Below are 22035 nucleotides of genomic sequence, written 5' to 3' on the forward strand. Positions count from 1 at the left end.
AGCCTCATAGCATGTCCACTAATATGAATCTCAAATTGAGAATAAACATAAAGCCTCACAAACATCAATATTAACTTATTGTTTTTAAATGATTAATTTTTTGGCACGCAGTCTGCAATTCCTAAATAAACAAAGAACTCAACGAGGGTTTGAAAATGGAATTCAGACAAAAACACAATAACACTAAGCACAGCAAAAAAGTGATATTACACGTCGTGCAACACTTAGCTCCTGGTGGTTTAGAAACGCTCGTACTAGAAATGCTTCGTTTTGCGCAGCCCAACCATTCCGTTTTTGTCGTGAGCTTAGAAGGAAGCAAAGAACATGCACTACAAGGCTGGCAAAAACTATTGTCCTACCAAGGCCAACTGCACTTTCTTAATAAGAAACCTGGATTCAGCGGAAAAACCATCAGTACGCTGACTTCCATGCTCAAAGGACTTAAGCCTGATGTGGTCCACACTCACCATATCGGACCACTCTTATATGGTGGGATTGCGGCACGTTTAGCGCACGTACCTGTAGTTATTCATACCGAACACGACGCATGGCACCTTAATAACAAAAAATCAGCTCGACTGCAGTCCCTTTTGCTAACGATGATTCGCCCGCAAGTAGTTGCCGATGCTAACTTTGTCGCCGAACAAATCCAGACAAAACTGAATTACCGCAAAGTCTGCACCATACATAATGGGATCGATTGCCAGAAATTTCAAAGCGGTAACCAAGCAACCAAGAGAAACTTGTTTGGGCTTCCAGCCAACAAAACCGTGATTGGAGTGGCTGGACGTTTAGAAGCAGTTAAAGGCCATAAAGTGCTTATCGAAGCCTTTTCTCATCTTGCGCCAAACACACACCTAGCCATTGCTGGAGATGGTTCTCAGCGAGCTAAATTGGAAGCACAAGTTAGAACGTTAAAACTTGAAGATCGAGTAACCTTTTTAGGTTTGGTGGACGATATGCCCAGCTTTTACCAAAGCCTAGATTTGTTTTGCTTACCATCACTTAAAGAGGGCTTTCCTCTCTCAACCCTCGAGGCTCAAGCATGTGACATTCCTTGCGTCGCGACGGATGTTGGCGGCGTGAAAGAGACGCTCTGTCCGAACAACAGCACACTGGTTGAAGCAAATCGCGTGTTTTCGTTGGCCGAAGCGTTATCACAGCAACTGGAATCATCACGCCATTCTCCTCGAACTTTTATTCTCAAACACTTTGATATCAGAGACATGGTGAGTCGCTACTCACGTTTGGCCAAGGAGGCTAGCTATGAATGATTTACTTTGGATTATAGGGTTTGGTTTATCCGCGTTTTTGATTGTCTATCATCACGTTGGGTATCCACTGCTCCTTAAGTGGCTTCCTTTAAAACAGCAAGACGAAACCAAAGCACCATTTGTAAAGCGAGCTTACAAAGCCTCCAAAACAGACAGCCAGCTACCCTCTATTACTGTCATCGTGCCCGCCTACAATGAAGAACAATGGATAGCAGAGAAGATCCGTAACCTTGCGAGCCTAGATTACCCAAGGGATAAGTTAAGAGTAGTGATCGCATGTGATGGCTGCACAGATAACACAGCCGAGATTGCTCAAGCGACAATTCAAGAAGCAATCTGCTCTGATACTCTGTTCATTATTAATGATCACCAAATCAATCGCGGTAAAGTTGCCCTACTAAACGAAGAAATGCGTCATGTTAGCTCGGACATTACCGCACTGAGTGACACGTCGGCATTGATTTCTTGCGATTCTCTGTTGCTAGCTAGTCAGCATTATCAAAATGAGAACGTAGGAGTGGTTAACGCAACATATCAAATAATGAGTACTGATAACCAAGGTGAAGCGGCGTATTGGCGATACCAGTCTCGAGTAAAGCATCAAGAATCCTTGTTAGGTTCAACGATTGGTTCCCACGGTGCGTTTTACACTTTCAGAACCCACTTATTTGAACCACTGGAAGTCAGCACCATTAATGACGATTTTATTCTCCCTATGAGAATCGTTTTGCGAGGCTATAGCGCTATTTACGAGCCAAACATGCTGGCTCTTGAACTAGAACAGAGCTCAGACAACGCAGATTTCAAGCGGCGCCTAAGAATTTCAGCGGGTAACATGCAGCAGATCATGCAATTAAAGCAATTACTGCTACCTCGTTATCGTGGCACTGCCTTTGCATTTCTATCGGGAAAGGTTCTGCGCTTAGCAACACCCTATTTGATGATTGTTTGCTTTATTTGCTCACTACTACTGGCACACAATCCACTGTTTCAAGTAATGCTGTTCGCACAAGTTGGCATTTACAGCATCGCGCTTATCACTTACTTGATGCCAGCACTTAACACAATTAAACCTTTTAAGCTGATTAGTTACATCGTCATTGGTCATCTCGCCAACTTTATCGGCGGTATGAAATATTTACTCGGAATGGAAAATGGACGTTGGAAACGCGTCAACCAATAAGGAAAGCATCATGAAAAACTCACGCTACGATTCAAATGTATGCCACGCGAAAAGAACGTTTGATGTACTGGTTGCAATGCTTATTTTGGTCGTCACTGCACCACTTTTCCCATTTATCGCGCTAGCGATCAAAACCACATCGAAAGGCCCTGTGATTTATCGCCAATTGCGAGTAGGACGCTGCACACCAGAAAAAATGGATCTTTTTCAAATCATGAAGTTTCGCACCATGTATATTGATGCAGAGCAACGCTCTGGCGCAGTATGGGCAACTGAAAATGATCCCCGCATCACGCCAGTAGGACGCTTTTTACGCAAAACGCGTTTAGATGAACTACCTCAACTGTTTAATGTGTTGAGAGGTGAAATGTCGATGATTGGGCCGCGCCCAGAACGCCCAGCTTTCTACCAGAAATTAGAAGATGAAATCCCCTATTTTGTAGAGCGCACATATGGCGTGTTACCGGGTATCACAGGCTTAGCTCAGGTTAACCAAGGCTATGATGCATGCATTGAAGATGTAAGACGCAAAGTTGGGTTTGACCACAGTTACGCACTAAGCTTAGGTTCGTTTTACTCTTGGATTTCAATGGACCTTTCAATCATGAGCAAAACATTCGTTGTGATGATTGACGGACGAGGTCAATAACTTCCGGTTCTGGTAACGGTCACTCTTGCCACTGGCGTCGCATCTTTTCTATCGTCGCTGGTGGCACATCATGAATGCTTTGATACGCTCCGTGGCACACTTTAATTTCCACCTCGATGCGCTTCTTCATGCAGTAGTCCATGTAACGCTTCATCTCCCAATGTCGAACAAACGTATTGCTGACAATCACGACTCTCCCTTTGTTCAACCACTTTCTAGTTTGCTGAAAACACCACTCATGCGCTTGAGGTAATTGAACTGGTTCAAAGTGATAATCACCTTCATCATTTTCAAAATACATGTCAGCTTCAAAATGCTTAGCACCAAGCTCTATCGCTAGTTGTTTTGCTAAGGTTGTTTTACCTGAACCCGGAAGTCCACGAATAAGAATGAGTTTAGCCAGTGACATAATGCAGTTTAATGAGGTGGGAATAAGCCTAAACTGTAACGAAATTATTGGAAAAGAAAAGTAGAAATAAAAAATGCCGAGCACATTAGGCTCGGCATTTAAACTCAATCATGGATCGCGTTGTATTTATTTGTAAGCTGGCAGTTCAGTTCTTAACCCTTTCACCAAACTGACACACATCAACAGCAGAACAAAAGTAAACGGTAATCCTGTTGCAACAACGCCTGATTGCAATGCTTGCAGGGCTTCTTTACCACCAACCCAAAGCATTACGGCTGCAATTGCACCTTCAATACACGCCCAGAAAATGCGTTGCGGTACTGGTGCATCAATCTTACCACCGGCGGTAATACTATCGATAACCAGCGAGCCAGAGTCTGACGATGTAATAAAGAATACCAGAATCAGCACGATAGAAAGCATTGAAATCACTGAGCTATACGGAAGCGCATCGTAAACATGGAACAGAGTCAATGAAATATCAGTTAGGCCATTTGCACCTAGCTCACCAACTTTATTCACCACTTGGTCAAGCGCGATACCACCAAACACAGACATCCAAATCAAAGTAACAACTGTAGGAATAACGATGACTGCGAATAAGAATTCTCGAACCGTACGACCTTTAGACACACGCGCGATAAACATACCAACAAACGGTGACCAAGATACCCACCAAGCCCAGTAGAATACCGTCCAGCCGTGCATCCAAGTTTCATCTTCACGACCGTGAGGGTTACTCAATGGAATAATATTTTCAATGTAAGCCATTGTTGTGTCGCGTAGCGAGCTCCACGCCGTATCAAACGTGATGAAGGTAATGAAAATAAGCAGCGCAAACGCAACCACCATATTGACGTTACTCAGTAGCTTAACACCACCATCAATACCACGAATCACTGATAGCACCGCGATAAAGGTAACGAAGGTGATCACAATCATTTGTGTACCAATGCCACCTTCTAGACCAAAGACATGATTAATACCACTGGTCGCCTGCTGAGCACCCAGACCTAGCGACGTTGCAAGACCAAATAGCGTCGACAAAACGGCAAGGATATCAATAACGTGACCTAACCAGCCCCATGCACGGTCACCAAAAATTGGATAGAACGCCGCGCGCAATGAAAGTGGTAAACCTTTGTTAAATGCAAAAAACGCTAATGCTAGTGCAACGAGTGCGTAAATACTCCAACCATGCACACCCCAGTGGAACATAGTGGCACCCATCGCGAGGGATTTTGCTTCTTCGGTGTATGGTACTGCGTTCAGTGGCATTCCCCACCAATCAGTGAAATACGCGGTCGGCTCAGCCACACTCCAGAACAGAAGACCAATACCCATACCCGCGGCGAAAAGCATCGACAACCAAGAAACGGTTGAGTGATCCGGCGTTGCTTCTTTGCCTCCTAAGCGGATTTTACCTAGCGGAGAAAAAAGAAGAGCAACGGCGAACAATAAGAAGAAGTTTGTCGACCACATAAAGAACGCATCAAACTGTTCGATAATTCCGTTTTTTAGACCGTTTAATACGTCACGAGCAGTGGTTGGCTCAACAAGAAGAAGTGAAATCAGGCAGAAAACAACGAGCCCCGCACTAATGCCAAAAACCGGGTTATGTATATCGAATCCCCACTTTTGAACGTTATCCTGTCCAACCTGATAATCGGTTGTATCAATACTATATTTTTTAAATGCATTATCCATAAATACAAATTTAACGTGAATTTGAAACGCCCCTCAGGTGAGAAGAACTCCAATACCGCCCTCCATTAATTTGAACTCTAAAGTTTTAAAGCGGGACGAATTTTAGCAGCAATCACATATTTTTGCAAAAAGTCGTGATTTATTGCATTTTAAGCTCAATTCAAGACAGATGAAGGGGAAATAATATCAACACAAAAATTATGAGGTCTAACGATTGATTTTGTCGTAGGTTGTAGACTAGAAAAGACACAAGAAATACTTAAGTTCATAGCCAGTCACTGCGCAAATAGAGAAGACCTGCGCTGATTTGGTTTCACAATTAACGACGAAACCAAATCAGCAAACCTTTCATCCAGCGAGCGTTATAAGAAATGGAAGGTGATGTTCCCTGTTACGCTGCTAACGGTATCGCTATCGCCTTCAATATCCACGCCAAACGCTTGATAACTCGCGCCCACAGACACATTGTCAAGCAAGAAGTATTCGGCACCAACACCATACATGTAAGAGACGCCATCATCTTTGTCTAAGTTTCTCAGTCCGCCGTCATAATCAACGTTGAATGCATTGATGCCGCCTTTTGCGTAAACGTGTAACGGGCCGAAGTCGATACTAGGTTTCGCCGCTAAATAGAATGAATCAAAATCAGCACTACCCCTGCTGCCACTCAAAGATAAATCCACTTTGCCGTGATTAAAGTAGCCTGCTTCAATGCCAATGAACGGCAAAATACCAGTACCGACATGAATACCGTAGGTTGTATCATTTTCGCTGTCGATATCGGACTGACCAATTTGGCCACCAGCGTAAATCCAAGAGTCAGCCATTGCTGACGTTGAGCACAACGTTAGAGCGAATAACGAGAGTGTTTTTTTCATACTATCCCTTCCTGATCGATTCCTAAGCGAAACATTACGCAAATATGCGCATTTAATCGCCACTATATATTGGAAAGCATAGGCATTTTAAGACTTTAAAAGTGAATAATTTATGTTCAACTTTTGTTTTGTGACTTCCAGACAAAAAAACACCGACATAAAGCCGGTGTGTTTCATATGGTGTTAGAAAGCTTGACGCTTATAGGAAATGTAGTGTTGCGTTAACAGAGAACGTGCTGATATCGTCTTTACCAGCAGTGTAGTTCATGTAGCTAGCACCAACAGACATCGGGCCAAAAATGAAGTACTCAGCACCCACACCGTACATTAGGTCCAAATCGTCATCGTCTTTGCCGCCTTTCACTTTTTTGTCCCACTGATGGAAACCACCTTTTGCGTACACGTGTAGCGGACCGAAGTCGATGCTTGGCTTAAGTGCTGCGTAGTAAGAAGTTAGCTTAGTGTCTTGACCATTTACGTTGAACTCACCGTGTTGTGTTACACCAGCTTCAACACCAATGATAGGTAGAATGCCTGTACCAACGTGAACAGAGTATGATGTGTCCGTCTCACCTTTGTAGTCAGACTGACCTACTGTTGCACCACCGTAAATCCAAGAATCCGCCATTGCCGCAGAAGATGCGCCAAGTAGCGCCACTGCTAATAGAGTTTTTTTCATCATCTACCTTTACTCTTTATTATTCCCACGTCTGCATAACTCAGTCGTTGGTACTACAAATAAAGGGAGGCGAACTATTGCCTCCCAGAACTAAAAAATAATGCTTATTGAGTTACTAGCAATTAGTGTACCAGCAACTTCTTAAGCGATAATTACAAATCTGACACTATTTTACTGGTTGATTAGCAAGCATCAATCGCGTTTTTGACTCGTTTATCAGAAACAGGATAAGGAGTGCCTAATTGTTGAGCAAAGTAACTCACGCGAAGTTCTTCAATCATCCAACGCACTTCTTTTACATTTTCAGGAATGGCCACACCTTTCGGGATCTTGTTCAGCAACTCTTTATAGTCTTGAGTCACAGATTCAATCTTCAGCATATGTAAACGATCTTTGTTTGGATCGATAGGCAACTTCTCCATACGGCGCTCTATCGCACGCATGTAGCGAAGAATATCCGGCAAGCGTTTCCAGCCACATTCCGTGGCAAAGCCTTTGAAGATCAAGCCTTCAATTTGTGCTTTGATATCGGACAGAGCAAACGCCATTGTGAAGTCGATCTTGCCTTTTAGCTTCTTATTGATGCTAAACGCCGTGGTCAGAATAGTCTCAACCTGTTGAGCGATCTCTACAACGGTGTCACCCAATTCAGCACGAACGTGTTCTTTCAACGCTTCGAACTTCTCTGGCTCCCAAACTAAACCACCCTGCTCTTCAATAAGCTTATCGACACCGCAGGCAATGCAGTCATCTATCAGATCAAGCACTTTGCCGTAAGGGTTAAAATACAACCCCAACTTCGATTTGTTCGGTAAGTTAGCGTGCAAATATTTAATTGGAGACGGCACATTCAACAAAATCAAACGACGCTGACCAGCACGCATTGCCGTTATCTGCTCGTACTCCGTTTCGTAGAGTTTGATTTCAACGCTGTCTTTGGTATCAACAAGCGCCGGATACGCTTTTACATCGTAGCCGCCACGTTTTTGTTGATACACTTTCGGCAATTCGCCAAAACTCCACGTATGCAGACCTTGCTGTTCGATATCGTCATCCGCAACTTTGGAAAGCGTTTCTTGAACTTTGTCTTTCAAACTTTCTTTCAGTTCATGAAGGTCTTTGTTTTCCTTCAGTTTGCGATTTCGATGATCAACCGCGCGGAACGTGACTTTCAAGTGCTCAGGTACTTGTTCCAAGTTCCAGTCTTCACGCAGTACCTCTACGCCCGTCATGCGTCGCAACTCTTTCTCTAATGAGTCTAACAGCGGCGCTTCCATTGGCGTAACGCGTGCTAAGAATGCATCGGCATAGTTTGGCGCAGGCACAAAGTTCTTACGAATTGTCTTTGGCAACGATTTAATCAAGCTGACCACAAGCTCATGGCGCAAACCAGGGATTTGCCAATCAAAGCCCGCTGGTTCAACTTGGTTCAAAATCGGCAACGGCAAATGCACTGTGACACCGTCACTATCATCGCCTGGTTCAAATTGGTAACTCAATTTGAGCTTCAAACCATTTTGATGCCAGAAGTTCGGGTAATCCAAATCGGTCACATGGCTAGCATCACCCTTGAACAGCATCTCTTTTTCAAAGTTCAGCAGTTCCGGGTTTTCTTTAGATGCTTTTTTCCACCACGTATCGAAATGCTTACCAGACACCACTTCGGTGCCAACGCGTTGGTCATAGAAATCAAACAGCTCATCATCATCCACCAAGATGTCACGACGACGAGATTTGTGTTCAAGCTCTTCCACTTCTTGCAGAAGCTTACGGTTTTGCTTAAAGAACGCGTGTTTGGTTTCCCATTCACCCTCAACCAATGCACTACGAATGAAGATTTCGCGACTTACGATCGAATCGATACTGCCGTAGTTGACCAAGCGTTTCGGTACGATTGGTACGCCGTAAAGCATCACTTTTTCGTGCGCCATCACCGCAGCACGTTTCTTCGACCAATGCGGTTCGCTGTAACTGCGCTTAATAAGGTGTTTAGCTAACGGCTCAATCCATTCTGGCTGAATCTTGGCAATAATGCGGCCCCAAAGTTTCGAGGTTTCCACCAGCTCGGCTGACATAATCCATTTAGGTTGTTTCTTGAATAGACCTGATGCAGGGAAGATATGGAAACGAGCATTACGCGCGCCTTGATATTCATTCTTTTCTTGGTCTTTCATGCCGATGTGCGACAGCAAACCAACCAAAATGGCACTGTGTACGCCATGGTAAGAAGCGGGCTCATCGTTAAGCTTGAACTCCATCTCACGCATCGACTGATGAATTTGGAAGTACACGTCTTGCCACTCGCGAACGCGCAAGTAGTTCAAATAGTCTTGCTTACACTGTTTGCGGAACTGATTGCTAGACAAGGCTTTTTGCTGCTTTTGGATGTATTCCCACAAATTCACAAATGTCAGGAAGTCCGACTCTTCATGGAAGAAGCGACGATGTTTATCGTCTGACGATTGTTGTTTGTCGGAAGGACGTTCGCGTGGATCTTGAATCGACAAGGCAGCTGCGATGATCATCACTTCTTTAAGCGCACCATATTTTGGCGCTTCCAATACCATACGCGCCAAGCGCGGATCGATTGGCAAACGCGCTAATTGGCGACCAATGGAAGTCAGGCGTTTTTTCGGATCTTTTACCTCAGAGTTAATCGCACCAAGCTCTTCCAGCAAACGCACGCCGTCTTGGATGTTACGTTTATCCGGTGCTTCCACAAACGGAAACGCTTGAATATCACCCAAACCAAGTGCCGTCATTTGCAAGATAACCGACGCTAGATTGGTACGTAGGATTTCAGGATCAGTAAACTCTGGGCGTGACTCAAAATCTTCCTCTGAGTACAGACGAATACAGATACCCTCTTCCACACGACCACAACGACCTTTACGCTGGTTCGCACTCGCCTGAGAAACTGGCTCGATTGGAAGACGCTGAACCTTAGTACGGTAACTGTATCGACTGATACGCGCCGTACCCGGGTCGATAACGTACTTAATGCCCGGAACAGTTAGCGAGGTTTCTGCCACGTTGGTTGCCAGTACAATTCGGCGACCAGTGTGAGGTTGGAAAATCTTATTCTGCTCACCTGCCGACAAACGCGCGTAAAGCGGCACAATTTCCGTGCTCTTCAGATTACGTTTGGACAATGCATCTGCGGTATCACGGATTTCACGTTCACCGTTCATGAAAATCAGGATGTCACCTAAACCTTCATCGCACAGTTCATCTACCGCTTCGAAGATGCCTTCAAGCTGGTCACGATCATTGTCGTCATCACCGCTTAGTGGGCGGTAACGTGTTTCTACCGGGTAAGTACGACCCGATACTTCAATGATTGGTGCATTGTTGAAGTGTTTTGAGAAGCGTTCTGGGTCGATGGTTGCCGACGTGATGATCACTTTCAAATCAGGACGACGTGGCAGCAACTCTTTCAAGTAACCCAAGATGAAATCGATGTTGAGGCTGCGCTCGTGCGCTTCATCGATAATGATGGTGTCGTATTGATTCAAGAAACGGTCATGCTGAATTTCAGCCAACAAGATACCGTCCGTCATCAATTTGATTTGGGTATTTTCAGAGATCTGATCGTTGAATCGAACCTTGTAACCAACAAACTCACCAAGCTTGGTTTCCATCTCTTCGGCAATACGGTTAGCAACCGAACGCGCTGCAAGACGACGAGGCTGAGTATGACCAATCAGACCAAATTTACCGCGACCAAGCTCAGCACAGATTTTTGGTAGCTGAGTGGTTTTACCAGAACCGGTTTCACCCGCGACGATAACCACTTGGTTTTCTTCGATCGCTTTCGCAATATCGTCACGTTTTTGGCTTACAGGCAGGATTTCTGGGTACTCAATCGTTGGTTTGTAGTTGCTGCGCTGCTCTGCAACCATCATGGATTTTGCGATGTCTAATGCGATTTCGTCGAACACAGCATTACGCGCTGCGTCCTTCTTAATTTTGCTTGCACCAGAAATACGTTTACTCAAGCGGAAACGGTCGCGCATCATGCACTGATTCAGCGCTTTACGCAGAGATGCAGCACTATTCACTTGAGCCTGAGGTGTTTGAGCTTGTTTCGCTGTCGCTTTTTGCGCACCATTTGACGGTGTCGCTTGCTCTTCAGCTAGATTCTTTTTTGGGGGCTGTGACGAAGTCAAAGCGTTTCCTATTCTTTTCATTACAAAAACTGCGCGGATTGTATCACACAAGATCTGTAACAAGATAACCGAAAGCTCATTCAATTTTTTCGAACATGTTCAGCGAATCGCTAGGCTTTTGAACTCACTTACGTTGCTTATAATGGCTCCCATAGTCGAAAGCACTTATTTAAGGAATAACCATTATGTCTCGTGTACTAGCTCTAAAATCAAGCATCCTTGGCGATTACTCTCAATCAAACAAATTGGTTGAAGACTTCATCAAAAATGTAGACCAAGACAAGCTTACTGTTCGTGATTTGGCTGCAAACCCACTACCTGTTTTGGACTTCGCCGTTGCGACTGCACTGCGCGCTACGGAAGATCTTTCACAAGAACAGCAAGCGGTAGTCGACTTGTCTGACACCCTTATTGAAGAAGTAAAGGCCGCAGACACTTTGGTTATTGCCGCTCCAATGTACAACTTCACCATCCCGACTCAGCTTAAAAACTGGATTGATTTGATTGCTCGTGCAGGCGTGACATTCAAATACACAGAAAACGGCGTTCAAGGTTTGATTGAAGGTAAAAAGGCGATTGTAGTAACGACTCGTGGTGGTATTCATAAAGATTCACCAACTGACAACGTTACGCCATACCTACGCACTGTACTGGGTTTTGTAGGAATCACTGATGTAGAATTTGTTTACGCAGAAGCGCTAAACATGGGTGAAGATGCGGCTGCAAAAGGCATTTCAGAAGCGCAAAGCCAACTTGCAACAATGGCGTAAGTTAGAATAAACCAGAATACAAAAGGGATTGGTTCGCGCCAATCCCTTTTTGGATCCTGATGCCTTGAACGTATTTATAGGGTCTCTTACATCGTCAAAGACGATTCACTTTCTCCAAGTTGCGTATTGCATCGAGGTAGACTTTTTCTAAAGACCGCTCAGCTTCGCTTATCATATTCTCGATCATCGCATTAAACGCGGCATCGCTACGGATTTCTATATTGTCTCCCGCCTTAACGTCAAGAGAGTTGACGTACAACACCAACCATTCATCGCCCTCCAAGTGCCCTTCTCCGTGAATGGCAAAAAAGCGTTTGGCAAATTCAGCGTTGGTACAATTTATCGCTTCAATTTGAAGATTGAATGAGGAGTCGATACTCATGGTGCTTATGCCATCCGATTCATCAGATGCATCACAAACAGCCTTAACTCTGGCACGATATACGAAATTTCTCGTTGAAAGCAGCATAGTATTATTCATCATTACTCATAATGGGCGATAAATAAGTCAGTTGCAAATCCGACCTATATGCATCTCGCGATGCGCTAAAACTCGAACTGGAAATAAATAGTATTGTAGTTGCTCCCACCTTTAATTCGCCCAAACTGGGAAGCGCTTTCAAAAATCGCCGAGCGGTGATGCAATGAATAGCCCACCCACATATTGTTCCAGCTCTTTTGGTTGAAGAGATCGCCTACATTGACATCAAACGAGAAATCTAGGTAGTTGAGCAACTTGCTTGGTGTATAACCCTTGTCTTCCATTTCTGTGCCTTCAATATAGGTAATGCTATCAATGTATGACACACCTTCCGCTACACCAAATCGCCAAGTCGTAGGCCAATTAACCGTATAATAAGCCTTAATCGCCATGACGTATTCTGTGCTCGCAGACTGAACACTGGACGACCAGTGATGAACCAACCCTGGCGTTAAATAAATATCAAGAGGAAAACCAAACAGCTCATCCGTTAATGGATGCCCATAAAACAATGAAGTAAGTTGATTGTCGTATGGGTCTTTTTCTCTCTCAAAGCTAAATATTTCACCGATGTTCGAAGGCGTCGCCCAACCATGCGCAATACGTAGATATGCTTTATTGCTCAGTGTCGGTTTCGGAACTTTGCTTTTATCGTTGAAAAAGCCAAAACCGACAAACACTTCTCCCTGATATCGATCTTCTACAAGCTGACTGTTGTAGGCGTTATCATCTAAGCGAGTAACACTCGTCTCACCCAATAAATACAAATTTGAAGTTACATGGTAACGCGCTTTAATACCAAGATTGGTGTCAAGCCCAGCTCCAATTCTCTCGCCAGTAATATCCTTAAAGGAATAATATTCACTATTGAAATTAGCGTCTTTGTATCGAATCGTAATCGATGGCTCTAATTCCCAATCCCCAAATACATAATTGGCAGCAAGGCGGTAATTAGAGTGAAACTGGAGTTCGTCGTCCGCCATCAACTCTACTTCTGCGCGCCAATTGTCGTTAATGCTATAACGCACTTGCCCACCGAAATCGACTCTGTCCCCTTCATTAGCATTTTGTAGTGACATGGGAATATCGACAAATCTCAATCGCATGAGTGCGCTCGCACACCAGTCAGAATCACTCTCGTTATACAAAAAAGCGCCACCTTCAATGCCATTGATATACACATGTTCGTTTTCAAAGAACATCATTGGTACAAATGTACTCACCGTAGAGTCATTATCGGCGGTATAAAACGGAATCGATGCTGTGCGATACATCGCAGCAATCCCCCACGTTTGTTCTTCTGAACCATGCGCAGAAGAAACTGCCGCAGCTAAAGGTAAAGCGAGTGTTGTTAGAATTAATCTCTTCATGAGTTCGAAAAATGTTGGTTGAGAAGCAGGCAAACATCAATGATTTGCCATTAAAAGCTTATGTTCTGCTGATGATAGCCGTTACAATGGCAAATGTTGTCATCCTCGTGACAGTTTGAGTCCCAAGATCATATTAATATTGCACGACTAGGTGAGCTTGTTTGCGAATATTTTACCATCACAACAAGCGCTTAAACTCTAGCTTAGTTCTAAATCAAACATAATGAAGTAAAAAGTGAAAGCATCAGAACTCATCTCTACCTTGAATCATTTACCCGCAGATACAGACCCAGACATTGTGATGGGAGAAGCATGGCTGCCAGAGAGGTTGATAGGGACTCAACTCGATGGTGACATGTTGTTTTTGCACTTTGATAATGCACCAGAAGATGGTCAAGGTGACGAAGAAGGGCGTGGCTTCGTCGAACACGAAATCGACCTAATTAGAACTCGGCTTCAGCAAATTTTGGATGAAGACAGTGATAACGCGTCAAAAGCCGATGCGATGCTTGGTTTGTTCCTTATGGGACATGAACTTAGTAGCTCGCAAGTTATCGAAATATTAGAAGAAGAAGCTGACACATAAGGAGCCGTTTTGCCAGCATTGATGAACACGACTGAAATTTCTTCACTTCCTCTTGTCGTTGCAGGTCCGATCCTACGTAAAGTGACTGCAACTGAAATCAATATTTGGCTAGTCACCACCCAACGCTTGGAGGGTATGGTGCAAATTACGGATGAAAATGCCTCCATCCTTTATCAAGCCCCTTTAAGTGAACAAAAAGAACAGCTTCAAATCGGCCTCAATGCGTGGTGTTGCTTACTTAAATTAGAAGGCGAGTTTCCAACCCATCAAGCGTTACGCTATCAAATAAAAACGCAATATGGATTAGTGACGGAACTGCTCCCTCACCTGACTTATGAGCGAGATAATACGCCAAACTTGGGTATTGAGTTCCTCGTTAGTGAAAAAGCGGATTATCTCCTACATGGCTCTTGCCGTAATCCCCATCACTTCAGTGATGATACATTGGTCGCTGCGGATCATAAAATCGCGTCTCAATCCATTGAAGAAAGACCGGATATGCTCATCATGAGTGGTGATCAAATCTATGCAGACCATGTTGCAGGCCCCACTCTCGATGCCATTGAGCAAGTCATAGCTTTATTGGGTTTGCCAGGCGAAGAATTCGATCAAGCTCCGATAAAAAATACCAATGACCTCTACCAACACCCTGCTTGCTATTATGGTCGAGATAAATTGTTGCCCCATTATGTGAGTGATGACAGTTTACTAAGTAAGTTTTTTCCACACCGAGGGACACCAATATTCAGCGCCAAAGAGTGTGAGAATCACCTAATAAGCTTTGCTGAGTGCTTTGCAATGTACTTATTGGTTTGGTCTCCGACCTTGTGGAAGTTTGTTCGAACGGATCGTTTATTAGAAAACGAATTTACTGTCGGCGGAGAAGTTCTTGAACCGAAATGGCAGCAGCAATGGCGCGAAGAAAAAAAACAAATTGATAAATTCGTCGCAGGTCTGGACAAGGTTCAACGCTTACTCGCTCACATTCCAACCTATATGATCTTTGATGATCACGATGTCACCGACGATTGGAATCTCACCATAGGCTGGGAACAAGCCGCATACAGCAACACGTTTGCAAAACGCATTATCGGTAATAGCTTGATTGCTTACTGGCTTTGCCAAGGTTGGGGAAATGCGCCAGAAAAATTCAATGATGAATTTATGAGCCTCGCTCAACGCTTTATCGATGAGCGAACCTCGCAAACCCAAGATGCATTTATTCAATATTTGTATCGCTTTGAGAATTGGCACTACACCATTCCTACGACACCAAAAGTTGTCGTGCTAGATACACGAACCAGACGCTGGCGTTCTGAGTCTAAAATGAACAAACCTTCTGGCTTAATGGACTGGGAAGCGATGATTGAGTTCCATCAGGAGCTCGTGCATCAAGACAAGGTTGTTATTGTTTCTGCCGCGCCAATGTTTGGTGTGAAATTTATCGAAGCACTACAACGTGTGGTGACCATGCTTGGTAAACCATTGATGGTTGATGCTGAAAACTGGATGGCTCACCCCGGAAGTGCGAATACTCTTATTAGTATTTTCACACACACAAAGACACCAACTAACTTTGTTATTCTCTCTGGCGACGTGCACTACTCTTTTGCATACGATATTAAGCTCCGCTATCGAAAAAACAGTCCGAATATCTATCAAATCACCTGTAGTGGAATTAAAAATCAGTTCCCTACACAACTGCTCAATATGTGTGATGGCCTAGATAGACTGCTATACAGCCCTCGCTCACCTTTAAACTGGTTCACAAAACGTAAACGACTCAAGATTTACAAACGCGCACCAAGTACGCACAACTTTTATCGCTTGGTTAACCATAGTGCCATTGGTGAGCTACGCCTTGATGATGAAGGCAAACCAAGTCAAATTAGTATTCTGACGAGTGATGGTGACGAAGTTCATTTTCCACCGACACGTGCTGAAAGCTGAGTATCAATCCCAAAATGACTTGCCCTTTGTAAGAGGCAAGTCACCTTAAACTAACTCAGGAGTTTAGGTTTTTTGGGGAGAAAGTGGCCGTGCTTAAATGTCAACGGCGTGCTAAATTTGGTATCGCACCTTGAGATCTTCCGTATTTATTACCATGTTAACCAAATAAACAATAGCTCGGTGTTCATTATGTTTAATTCTCTCACATCATTATTTAAACAACTCATTGATGGCTCTGATTTAAGCCAAACCAACACACTTTCCCCTAACATGGCTATCGCGTGTTTGCTTTGTGAAGTTTCTGGTGCAGACCATAGTGTCGATGATAGAGAACAAGAAACAAAGCGCTCTTTATTGATGAAACTGCTTTCGTTAAATGAAGAAGAATCAAATACTTTGTTAGAGCAAGCGCAACAGAAAATAAAAGATTCCGCTTCGCTGTACGACTTTACCTCTCAACTAAGAGAACTGACTCAAGAAACTCGTTACAACTTAATCAAAAGCATGTGGGAAGTCGCTTACGCAGACGGCGAAATTGACCCGCTAGAAGACGCGGTGATCCGTAAAACAGCAGAGCTACTCTATGTTGATCACAGCGAGTTCATTCGAGCGAAGTTACAGTCTCAGTAAAGTGAGGAGATGAGTATATAAGTCGCTGGCTAACTCTAAGCTACCCCTAGGATGACAACAGATATCGCTTCTGTAGCCATAAAAAAACGCGCACTCTGCGCGTTTTTCAATAAGCCAACGACATTGTTATTAAAATACTGGTCAAGGTATGTGTTTAGCTCTTTCCACACTAAACAGACTGCATGACAAAACAACAATGGTTGGATGATAATTTAATTACAAGCTAGCTAGGTTCGAATAACTAAAACATGGTCAAAGCAAGCTTAGCTAAGTTGTATGCATCTACATAGCCAGAGTGTTGACGCCCTTCCCAGTCTATTCCTTTTGCTTCTTGAGCGGCTCGATGGCCTATACGTTTATCTTTAAGACGATTTTGAATACGGTAGAGTGTCGCTAAGTTGATGAACTCTGTGAACGGTGCTTCAATACCTTTTTGCTTACACTCTTCTAGAAGAATGAGGTCATCTCGCCCCCAAGATGCAAAGATTTTGTTGCGACCACCGAAGTTCTTAACCATGGATTTAAGCACTTCTTCTAGTGGGCGTCCTTGTTTTTCAATCTTACGTGGTGTGATGCCCGTTAACTCAGCGCAGAACAGAGACACTTCATCGTGTTCTGGTTTCACGTAGTATTGAGCACGCTTGACTATCTCACCTTTAGACAAATCTATTTCAGCTAACCCCACTTCGATAATTTCACCCGTGCTGCCGATGCCATTTTCGTTCCAGCAACACATTTCTAAATCGAAGCATACAATACGGTTATGGTTCATAGTTTGCCTTGGTTCCTAACATAAAAATTTAAAGCGTGCGATTCTATCGTAACACGGCGTAAAACTCGAATTTGTGCGCCCATTTAATCGCCGATCGACACATTATTACGGCCGTTTTTTTTACTCAAATAGAGTTGACTATCCATTTTGTGATACAAGCTCTCAGGATCTTCTTCTTTATGGATAACCGCACCGATACTCAACGTACAGATGATTGACGCATCACCATAATCAAAAGCCGTACTTGCCACAACACTCCGTAATTTTTCTAGGTAAGCTTCTAGCACTGCTCTATCAATGACTTTAGAAATAATACAAAACTCGTCACCACCAGCTCGGTAAAACTTATCTCCCGGTTTTAAATTAGCACTGACCAGCTTAGTGACATGTTGTAACGCTTCATCTCCACCTAAATGGCCGTGTTTGTCATTAATCACTTTGAAGTGGTCGATATCAAAACCAACCAAGGCGAAGTTAACACCTTTGTTTATCTGATTAAGCAAATGATCGTTGAATGCTCGGCGATTCAGTAGTTGAGTTAGAGGGTCTCGCTCTGCCATTCTTTTTAATTCAACGGTTTTGAGCTCCAACATGACCGCTAAGCGCTCTTTTTCTCGAGACTGTAAATTCACAATCCAACTGATCAAAAAGGCGATTACCAATCCGGCTAGCGTCGTGCCCGCTAAAATAGAACGCTCCCAAGCTGAGACTGCGTCAGAAAGCTTAAAGTCAATACGCCATTCACGGTTAGGCAGTTGAATGGTTCGGCTTATAACGGTTCCTCGAATGTTATCCCAGCTAGCACTTTGAAAGAGAACAGGGTCATCTGCTGCGTCGAATCCCAAGTCTTCTACGCGCACCGACATATCGAGCTCCGTCGCGGTTTTCGTAATCAAATCCTCAAAGTAAACCGTACTTCGGATAACGCCGGTCACTACTCCTAATAAATATTTGTTCTCGAAGTCGAACACTGGATGGAACACCAGCAACCCAGTCTTAGGTATGGACTTGTCATAACCATCTTGCAGTAAGCGAACTTTATCCGAGACATTCGCTCGCCCATTTTCGGAAATATCATCCAAGATTAAATCGAAGCGTTTGCGCGAAAAATAGAAACCCAATAGAGAAAGGTTTTCCGGTGTTCTTGGGTAGATATCCGACGCGATGAAAATTGGCTCATTGTGTTCAAAAATGTACCCGTAGGTTTTGGGACCATCTTTAGGAACGGTAAACGGTTGGAAGTTTGGAAATTTTTGACGGGTCTTTAAAATATGTTCATCAAGATCTTCGAATTCGACCTTTTGCATCCATTGAAGTCCAATGAGACTTCGCGAGCTGTTAATCACTTGTTCCGCATACATCGGAAACGATGGCCAATAGCTTCGCTCAATCGAATGGAAAAAGTTTGCGCCCGCACCAATGAACTTTAGATCATTCTCGACGTTTGCTTTAAGTGATTCTGCTTGTCGGTCGGCTAAAGTATCAAACGTAGTCTGTGTATACCGTTGCTGCATTGTATAAGCAGCACCAACTACACCAGCAGTGACACATAAAGTCGCCAAAAAAGCTAAAATAGAGTCTGAATGTCGTTTTATAAAGCTCTTATGAGCGGTGCTTTGTGTCATATCGTAATTTTTGATACTTCCGTAAGTTAAACTTCGGGATCTATTGAAATACTGCGTTAGCAATGCACAAACATCAAGCAACAACCTATATTGGGGAGTCTGATCGTCGATTTTTCACGCTGTTCGTACGGTATAGTCACGAATTATTACAGCCTTAAGCCTTGAATATGCTACCATCCGTCATCATTTTAATGTCTAAACTTGGTGCAAGATCGCAAAGACGATCGTTTTAGTGAACAAATATGAGCCAATACTGAGCACCAATAAATCAATAGAAAGAGAAAAAACGTCATGAACATTGATTTGAACCTAATTCCTCAAACGTTCGATATGCTTCACGCTGGCCTAACCGCATCGAGCGTTTTGCTTCTTCTAGTTGCAGTGTCGCGCAAATCAAAAGTGGTCGAGAAAGTGGTAGAAAAACCAGTCGAGAAAATCGTCGAGGTTGAGAAACCAGTTGAGAAGATCGTTGAAGTAGAAAAAGTAGTGGAAGTAGAGAAAGTCGTTGAAAAAGTGGTGGAAGTTGAATCAAAACTTGCAACCGCGTCAACGGACTCTGCAATGCAGCTGCTTTCTATCATGCAACAAGAAGCTCGCCTGATTGACTTCCTAAAAGAAGACCTAACGTCATTCTCTGATGAAGAAGTAGGCGCAGCCGCTCGCGTAATCCACACTGGCGGTCAGAAAGTACTGAACGACTACGTGACGCTAGCGCATGTTCGTAACGAAGACGAAGAAACTCGCATTACGGTTGAAGAAGGCTTCAACCCACAAGAAATCCGCCTAACTGGCAACGTAACAGGCAGCGCGCCATTCAACGGCACGCTAGTTCACAAAGGCTGGAAAGCAACATCAATGACGTTGCCTAAACTTGCTGAGAACTACGATGCTTCTGTGATCGCTCCAGCTGAGGTTGAGCTGTAATGGAACACATGAACCAAGAAAACCATTCTCAAGAAGCGTCTGTTGAAACTCAACAGACGCCTAAATTCAGTGTTGGTATCGACTTAGGTACAACACACTGTGTCATGTCTTTTGTTGATACACACAACGAGGACGCTCGCGTTGAAGTGATGCCTATCCCGCAGTTGACTGCGCCGGGCACGGTAGAGACTCGCAGCCAATTAGGATCTTTCCTATACCAGCCGCACGAGCACGAAATGAACCCGCAATCACGCGTTCTTCCGTGGTCGAGCGAGCCAAAAGCTCTGGTTGGTGCAATTGCACGTAACCTAGGTTCGAAAACGCCAATTCGCCTTGTTGCAAGTGCAAAATCTTGGCTTTGCCATGCTGGTGTGAACCGTCGTGATGCTTTCCTACCAGCAGGTAGCCCAGAAGAAGTGGAAAAAGTATCCCCTCTTCGTGCGACAGAGCTTTACCTAGAGCACCTAAAAGACGCTTGGAATCACACCAATCCAAATCACAACCTTGCCGATCAAGACGTAACTATTACAGTTCCTGCTTCTTTTGACCCTGCTGCTCGCGATCTAACAGCAGAAGCAGCACGCAACGTTGGTTTTGTGCACCTAACGCTTCTAGAAGAGCCACAAGCTGCGCTTTACAACTGGATCGATAACAGCGACGACAAATGGCGCGACGAAGTTGAAGTTGGCGACATCGTGCTTGTGGTCGATATCGGTGGTGGTACAACCGACCTTTCTTTGGTTGAAGTAACTGAAGACGATGGCAACCTAACTCTGAACCGCATCGCGGTAGGTGAACACATCCTACTTGGCGGTGACAACATGGATCTTGCACTTGCGTACCGCTTGAAGATGAAGCTAGCGCAAGAAGGCAAAGAGCTACAGCCATGGCAAGTTCAGGCGATGACGCACGCATGTCGTGACGCGAAAGAAGCGCTATTGAACGACAGCGAACTTCAGTCAGTGCCAATCGTAGTACCAAGCCGTGGTTCTAAATTGCTTGGCGCAACGCTGAAAACAGAACTGACTCAAGAAGAAGTACAACAAACACTGGTTGACGGCTTCTTCCCTCAAGTTGCGATTACTGACCACCCTGTTCAACGTAACCGTGGTGCACTAACGCAAATGGGTCTGCCTTACGCACAAGATGCAGGCATCACTCGTCACATTGCTGCATTCTTGTCTAAGCAAGCTAATGCCCTTTCTGCTTCAGGAAATGGCGCAGAAGCAGCAGCTCAAGATTTCAATCCATTCGCTAACATGCCTGGTATGCCAGGTGCGGATGCAGCGCAATCAGCTGACTTCATCAAGCCAACCGCAATCCTATTCAACGGTGGTGTTCTGAAATCGAAACTTCTAGCAACTCGTCTAGAAGACACGATCAACGAATGGCTAATTGAAGCAGATGCTGAAATGGCAAAACGCCTAACAGGTGTAGATCTAGACCTTGCGGTTGCTAGCGGTGCGGCTTACTACGGCTCTGTACGTCGTGGACAAGGCGTTCGTATCCGTGGTGGTATTGCTTCGGCGTACTATGTGGGTATCGAAAGTGCGATGCCAGCGATTCCGGGCATGGCGCCTCCAATGGAAGCACTTTGTGTTGCACCATTTGGTATGGAAGAAGGTTCAAGCGTTGACGTACCAAGCCAAGAGTTTGGTTTGATCATTGGTCAACCGGTTAACTTCCAATTCTTCGGCTCAACCGTTCGTCGTGATGACCTAGCAGGTACTCACCTAGACTACTGGGCACCAGAAGAGCTTGAAGAGCTTCCAGAAATCCAAGTAACGCTGCCTGTATCTGAAGGTCGTCGTGAAGGTGAAGTGGTTCCAGTAACCCTAGCCTCTCGCGTCACAGAGCTTGGTACGCTTTACTTAGAAGCCATTGCCGCTGATAACGGTCAAAAATGGCATGTTGAGTTCGATGTGCGCGAAGACGCGAAAAGCAACTCAAACGAAGAAGAATAAATAGAAATCAAACGG

At 44.3% G+C, this 22035-nt stretch carries 18 protein-coding genes; 9 read left to right on the forward strand and 9 right to left on the reverse strand.

Annotated features, from left to right (window positions below; genetic code table 11):
* The first annotated feature begins 155 nt into the window (after nt 1-155).
* From KJB35_RS15020 to KJB35_RS15030, 3 genes are read left to right on the forward strand one after another with little or no spacing between them, the layout of a single operon-like run.
* Complete coding sequence (locus tag KJB35_RS15020; protein WP_025766680.1) at nt 156-1274, forward strand: glycosyltransferase; 1119 nt, start codon at nt 156-158, stop codon at nt 1272-1274.
* Entirely contained in the window at nt 1267-2457 is a 1191-nt protein-coding gene (locus KJB35_RS15025; RefSeq protein ID WP_025766681.1) for a glycosyltransferase family 2 protein, read from the forward strand. Before KJB35_RS15020 ends, KJB35_RS15025 begins: the two co-directional genes overlap by 8 nt.
* A gap of 10 nt (nt 2458-2467) precedes the next feature.
* Nucleotides 2468-3106, forward strand: a complete 639-nt coding sequence (locus KJB35_RS15030; protein ID WP_005377654.1) for a sugar transferase — start codon at nt 2468-2470, stop codon at nt 3104-3106.
* Nucleotides 3107-3125: 19 nt separating this feature from the next.
* Here the strand turns inward: KJB35_RS15030 and KJB35_RS15035 are convergent, their stop codons facing one another.
* The 5 genes from KJB35_RS15035 to hrpA form a co-directional block, all read right to left on the reverse strand.
* Nucleotides 3126-3515, reverse strand: coding sequence for an ATP-binding protein (locus KJB35_RS15035; protein WP_005377656.1), 390 nt, complete (start codon nt 3513-3515; stop codon nt 3126-3128).
* Nucleotides 3516-3641: 126 nt separating this feature from the next.
* Complete coding sequence (locus KJB35_RS15040) at nt 3642-5222, reverse strand: BCCT family transporter (protein WP_005377659.1); 1581 nt, start codon at nt 5220-5222, stop codon at nt 3642-3644.
* 362 nt (nt 5223-5584) lie between these two features.
* Nucleotides 5585-6100: an outer membrane beta-barrel protein gene (locus tag KJB35_RS15045; protein WP_005377661.1), complete on the reverse strand. Its 516-nt coding sequence runs from the start codon at nt 6098-6100 to the stop codon at nt 5585-5587.
* Nucleotides 6101-6299: 199 nt separating this feature from the next.
* Nucleotides 6300-6779, reverse strand: coding sequence for an outer membrane beta-barrel protein (locus KJB35_RS15050; protein ID WP_021033871.1), 480 nt, complete (start codon nt 6777-6779; stop codon nt 6300-6302).
* Nucleotides 6780-6961: 182 nt separating this feature from the next.
* The gene (gene hrpA / locus KJB35_RS15055) at nt 6962-10948 is read right to left on the reverse strand and encodes an ATP-dependent RNA helicase HrpA (protein WP_170897092.1); all 3987 of its coding nucleotides are present in this window, start codon (nt 10946-10948) and stop codon (nt 6962-6964) included.
* Nucleotides 10949-11133: 185 nt separating this feature from the next.
* Between hrpA and KJB35_RS15060 the strand changes: the two genes are divergently transcribed.
* Complete coding sequence (locus KJB35_RS15060) at nt 11134-11718, forward strand: FMN-dependent NADH-azoreductase (RefSeq protein WP_005377667.1); 585 nt, start codon at nt 11134-11136, stop codon at nt 11716-11718.
* A gap of 94 nt (nt 11719-11812) precedes the next feature.
* Here the strand turns inward: KJB35_RS15060 and KJB35_RS15065 are convergent, their stop codons facing one another.
* On the reverse strand, nt 11813-12202 hold the full coding sequence (locus tag KJB35_RS15065) for a hypothetical protein (RefSeq protein WP_262635102.1): 390 nt from the start codon (nt 12200-12202) through the stop codon (nt 11813-11815).
* Between the two features lie 62 nt (nt 12203-12264).
* A complete protein-coding gene (locus tag KJB35_RS15070; RefSeq protein WP_054701470.1) occupies nt 12265-13569 on the reverse strand; it encodes a MipA/OmpV family protein in 1305 nt (434 codons plus the stop codon).
* Between the two features lie 235 nt (nt 13570-13804).
* On the opposite strand from KJB35_RS15070, the gene KJB35_RS15075 reads away from it, so the two are divergent.
* The 3 genes from KJB35_RS15075 (at nt 13805) to KJB35_RS15085 (ending at nt 16735) form a co-directional block, all read left to right on the forward strand.
* Nucleotides 13805-14155: a hypothetical protein gene (locus KJB35_RS15075; RefSeq protein WP_005377676.1), complete on the forward strand. Its 351-nt coding sequence runs from the start codon at nt 13805-13807 to the stop codon at nt 14153-14155.
* 9 nt (nt 14156-14164) lie between these two features.
* A complete protein-coding gene (locus tag KJB35_RS15080; protein WP_213907950.1) occupies nt 14165-16105 on the forward strand; it encodes an alkaline phosphatase D family protein in 1941 nt (646 codons plus the stop codon).
* Between the two features lie 189 nt (nt 16106-16294).
* Nucleotides 16295-16735, forward strand: coding sequence for a TerB family tellurite resistance protein (locus tag KJB35_RS15085; protein WP_017820644.1), 441 nt, complete (start codon nt 16295-16297; stop codon nt 16733-16735).
* Between the two features lie 241 nt (nt 16736-16976).
* Here the strand turns inward: KJB35_RS15085 and KJB35_RS15090 are convergent, their stop codons facing one another.
* Both KJB35_RS15090 and KJB35_RS15095 read right to left on the reverse strand, forming a co-directional pair.
* A complete protein-coding gene (locus tag KJB35_RS15090; protein WP_054701434.1) occupies nt 16977-17507 on the reverse strand; it encodes a 3'-5' exonuclease in 531 nt (176 codons plus the stop codon).
* 83 nt (nt 17508-17590) lie between these two features.
* Nucleotides 17591-19132 carry a sensor domain-containing diguanylate cyclase gene (locus KJB35_RS15095; protein ID WP_005377686.1) on the reverse strand — a complete coding sequence of 514 codons (1542 nt, stop codon included), beginning with the start codon at nt 19130-19132 and terminating at the stop codon, nt 17591-17593.
* A 291-nt stretch (nt 19133-19423) separates the two neighbouring features.
* On the opposite strand from KJB35_RS15095, the gene KJB35_RS15100 reads away from it, so the two are divergent.
* Entirely contained in the window at nt 19424-20056 is a 633-nt protein-coding gene (locus tag KJB35_RS15100) for a DUF2760 domain-containing protein (protein WP_005389474.1), read from the forward strand.
* The gene (locus KJB35_RS15105) at nt 20056-22020 is read left to right on the forward strand and encodes an Hsp70 family protein (protein ID WP_025766687.1); all 1965 of its coding nucleotides are present in this window, start codon (nt 20056-20058) and stop codon (nt 22018-22020) included. The genes KJB35_RS15100 and KJB35_RS15105 overlap by 1 nt, the downstream gene beginning before the upstream one ends.
* Nucleotides 22021-22035 lie beyond the last annotated feature (15 nt).

This window comes from Vibrio sp. D431a (assembly GCF_030248655.1).
Classification (GTDB): Bacteria; Pseudomonadota; Gammaproteobacteria; order Enterobacterales; family Vibrionaceae; genus Vibrio; species Vibrio alginolyticus.

Excerpts from the sequence above, each read along its gene's own strand:
- KJB35_RS15040 (WP_005377659.1), bottom strand. The coding sequence starts at position 5,222 with ATGGATAATGCATTTAAAAAATATAGTATTGATACAACCGATTATCAG.
- KJB35_RS15045 (WP_005377661.1), bottom strand. The coding sequence starts at position 6,100 with ATGAAAAAAACACTCTCGTTATTCGCTCTAACGTTGTGCTCAACGTCA.
- KJB35_RS15020 (WP_025766680.1), top strand. The coding sequence starts at position 156 with ATGGAATTCAGACAAAAACACAATAACACTAAGCACAGCAAAAAAGTG.
- KJB35_RS15095 (WP_005377686.1), bottom strand. The coding sequence starts at position 19,132 with ATGACACAAAGCACCGCTCATAAGAGCTTTATAAAACGACATTCAGAC.
- KJB35_RS15025 (WP_025766681.1), top strand. The coding sequence starts at position 1,267 with ATGAATGATTTACTTTGGATTATAGGGTTTGGTTTATCCGCGTTTTTG.
- KJB35_RS15085 (WP_017820644.1), top strand. The coding sequence starts at position 16,295 with ATGTTTAATTCTCTCACATCATTATTTAAACAACTCATTGATGGCTCT.
- KJB35_RS15050 (WP_021033871.1), bottom strand. The coding sequence starts at position 6,779 with ATGAAAAAAACTCTATTAGCAGTGGCGCTACTTGGCGCATCTTCTGCG.
- KJB35_RS15060 (WP_005377667.1), top strand. The coding sequence starts at position 11,134 with ATGTCTCGTGTACTAGCTCTAAAATCAAGCATCCTTGGCGATTACTCT.
- KJB35_RS15090 (WP_054701434.1), bottom strand. The coding sequence starts at position 17,507 with ATGAACCATAACCGTATTGTATGCTTCGATTTAGAAATGTGTTGCTGG.
- KJB35_RS15100 (WP_005389474.1), top strand. The coding sequence starts at position 19,424 with ATGAACATTGATTTGAACCTAATTCCTCAAACGTTCGATATGCTTCAC.
- KJB35_RS15105 (WP_025766687.1), top strand. The coding sequence starts at position 20,056 with ATGGAACACATGAACCAAGAAAACCATTCTCAAGAAGCGTCTGTTGAA.
- KJB35_RS15035 (WP_005377656.1), bottom strand. The coding sequence starts at position 3,515 with ATGTCACTGGCTAAACTCATTCTTATTCGTGGACTTCCGGGTTCAGGT.
- KJB35_RS15065 (WP_262635102.1), bottom strand. The coding sequence starts at position 12,202 with ATGATGAATAATACTATGCTGCTTTCAACGAGAAATTTCGTATATCGT.
- KJB35_RS15030 (WP_005377654.1), top strand. The coding sequence starts at position 2,468 with ATGAAAAACTCACGCTACGATTCAAATGTATGCCACGCGAAAAGAACG.
- KJB35_RS15070 (WP_054701470.1), bottom strand. The coding sequence starts at position 13,569 with ATGAAGAGATTAATTCTAACAACACTCGCTTTACCTTTAGCTGCGGCA.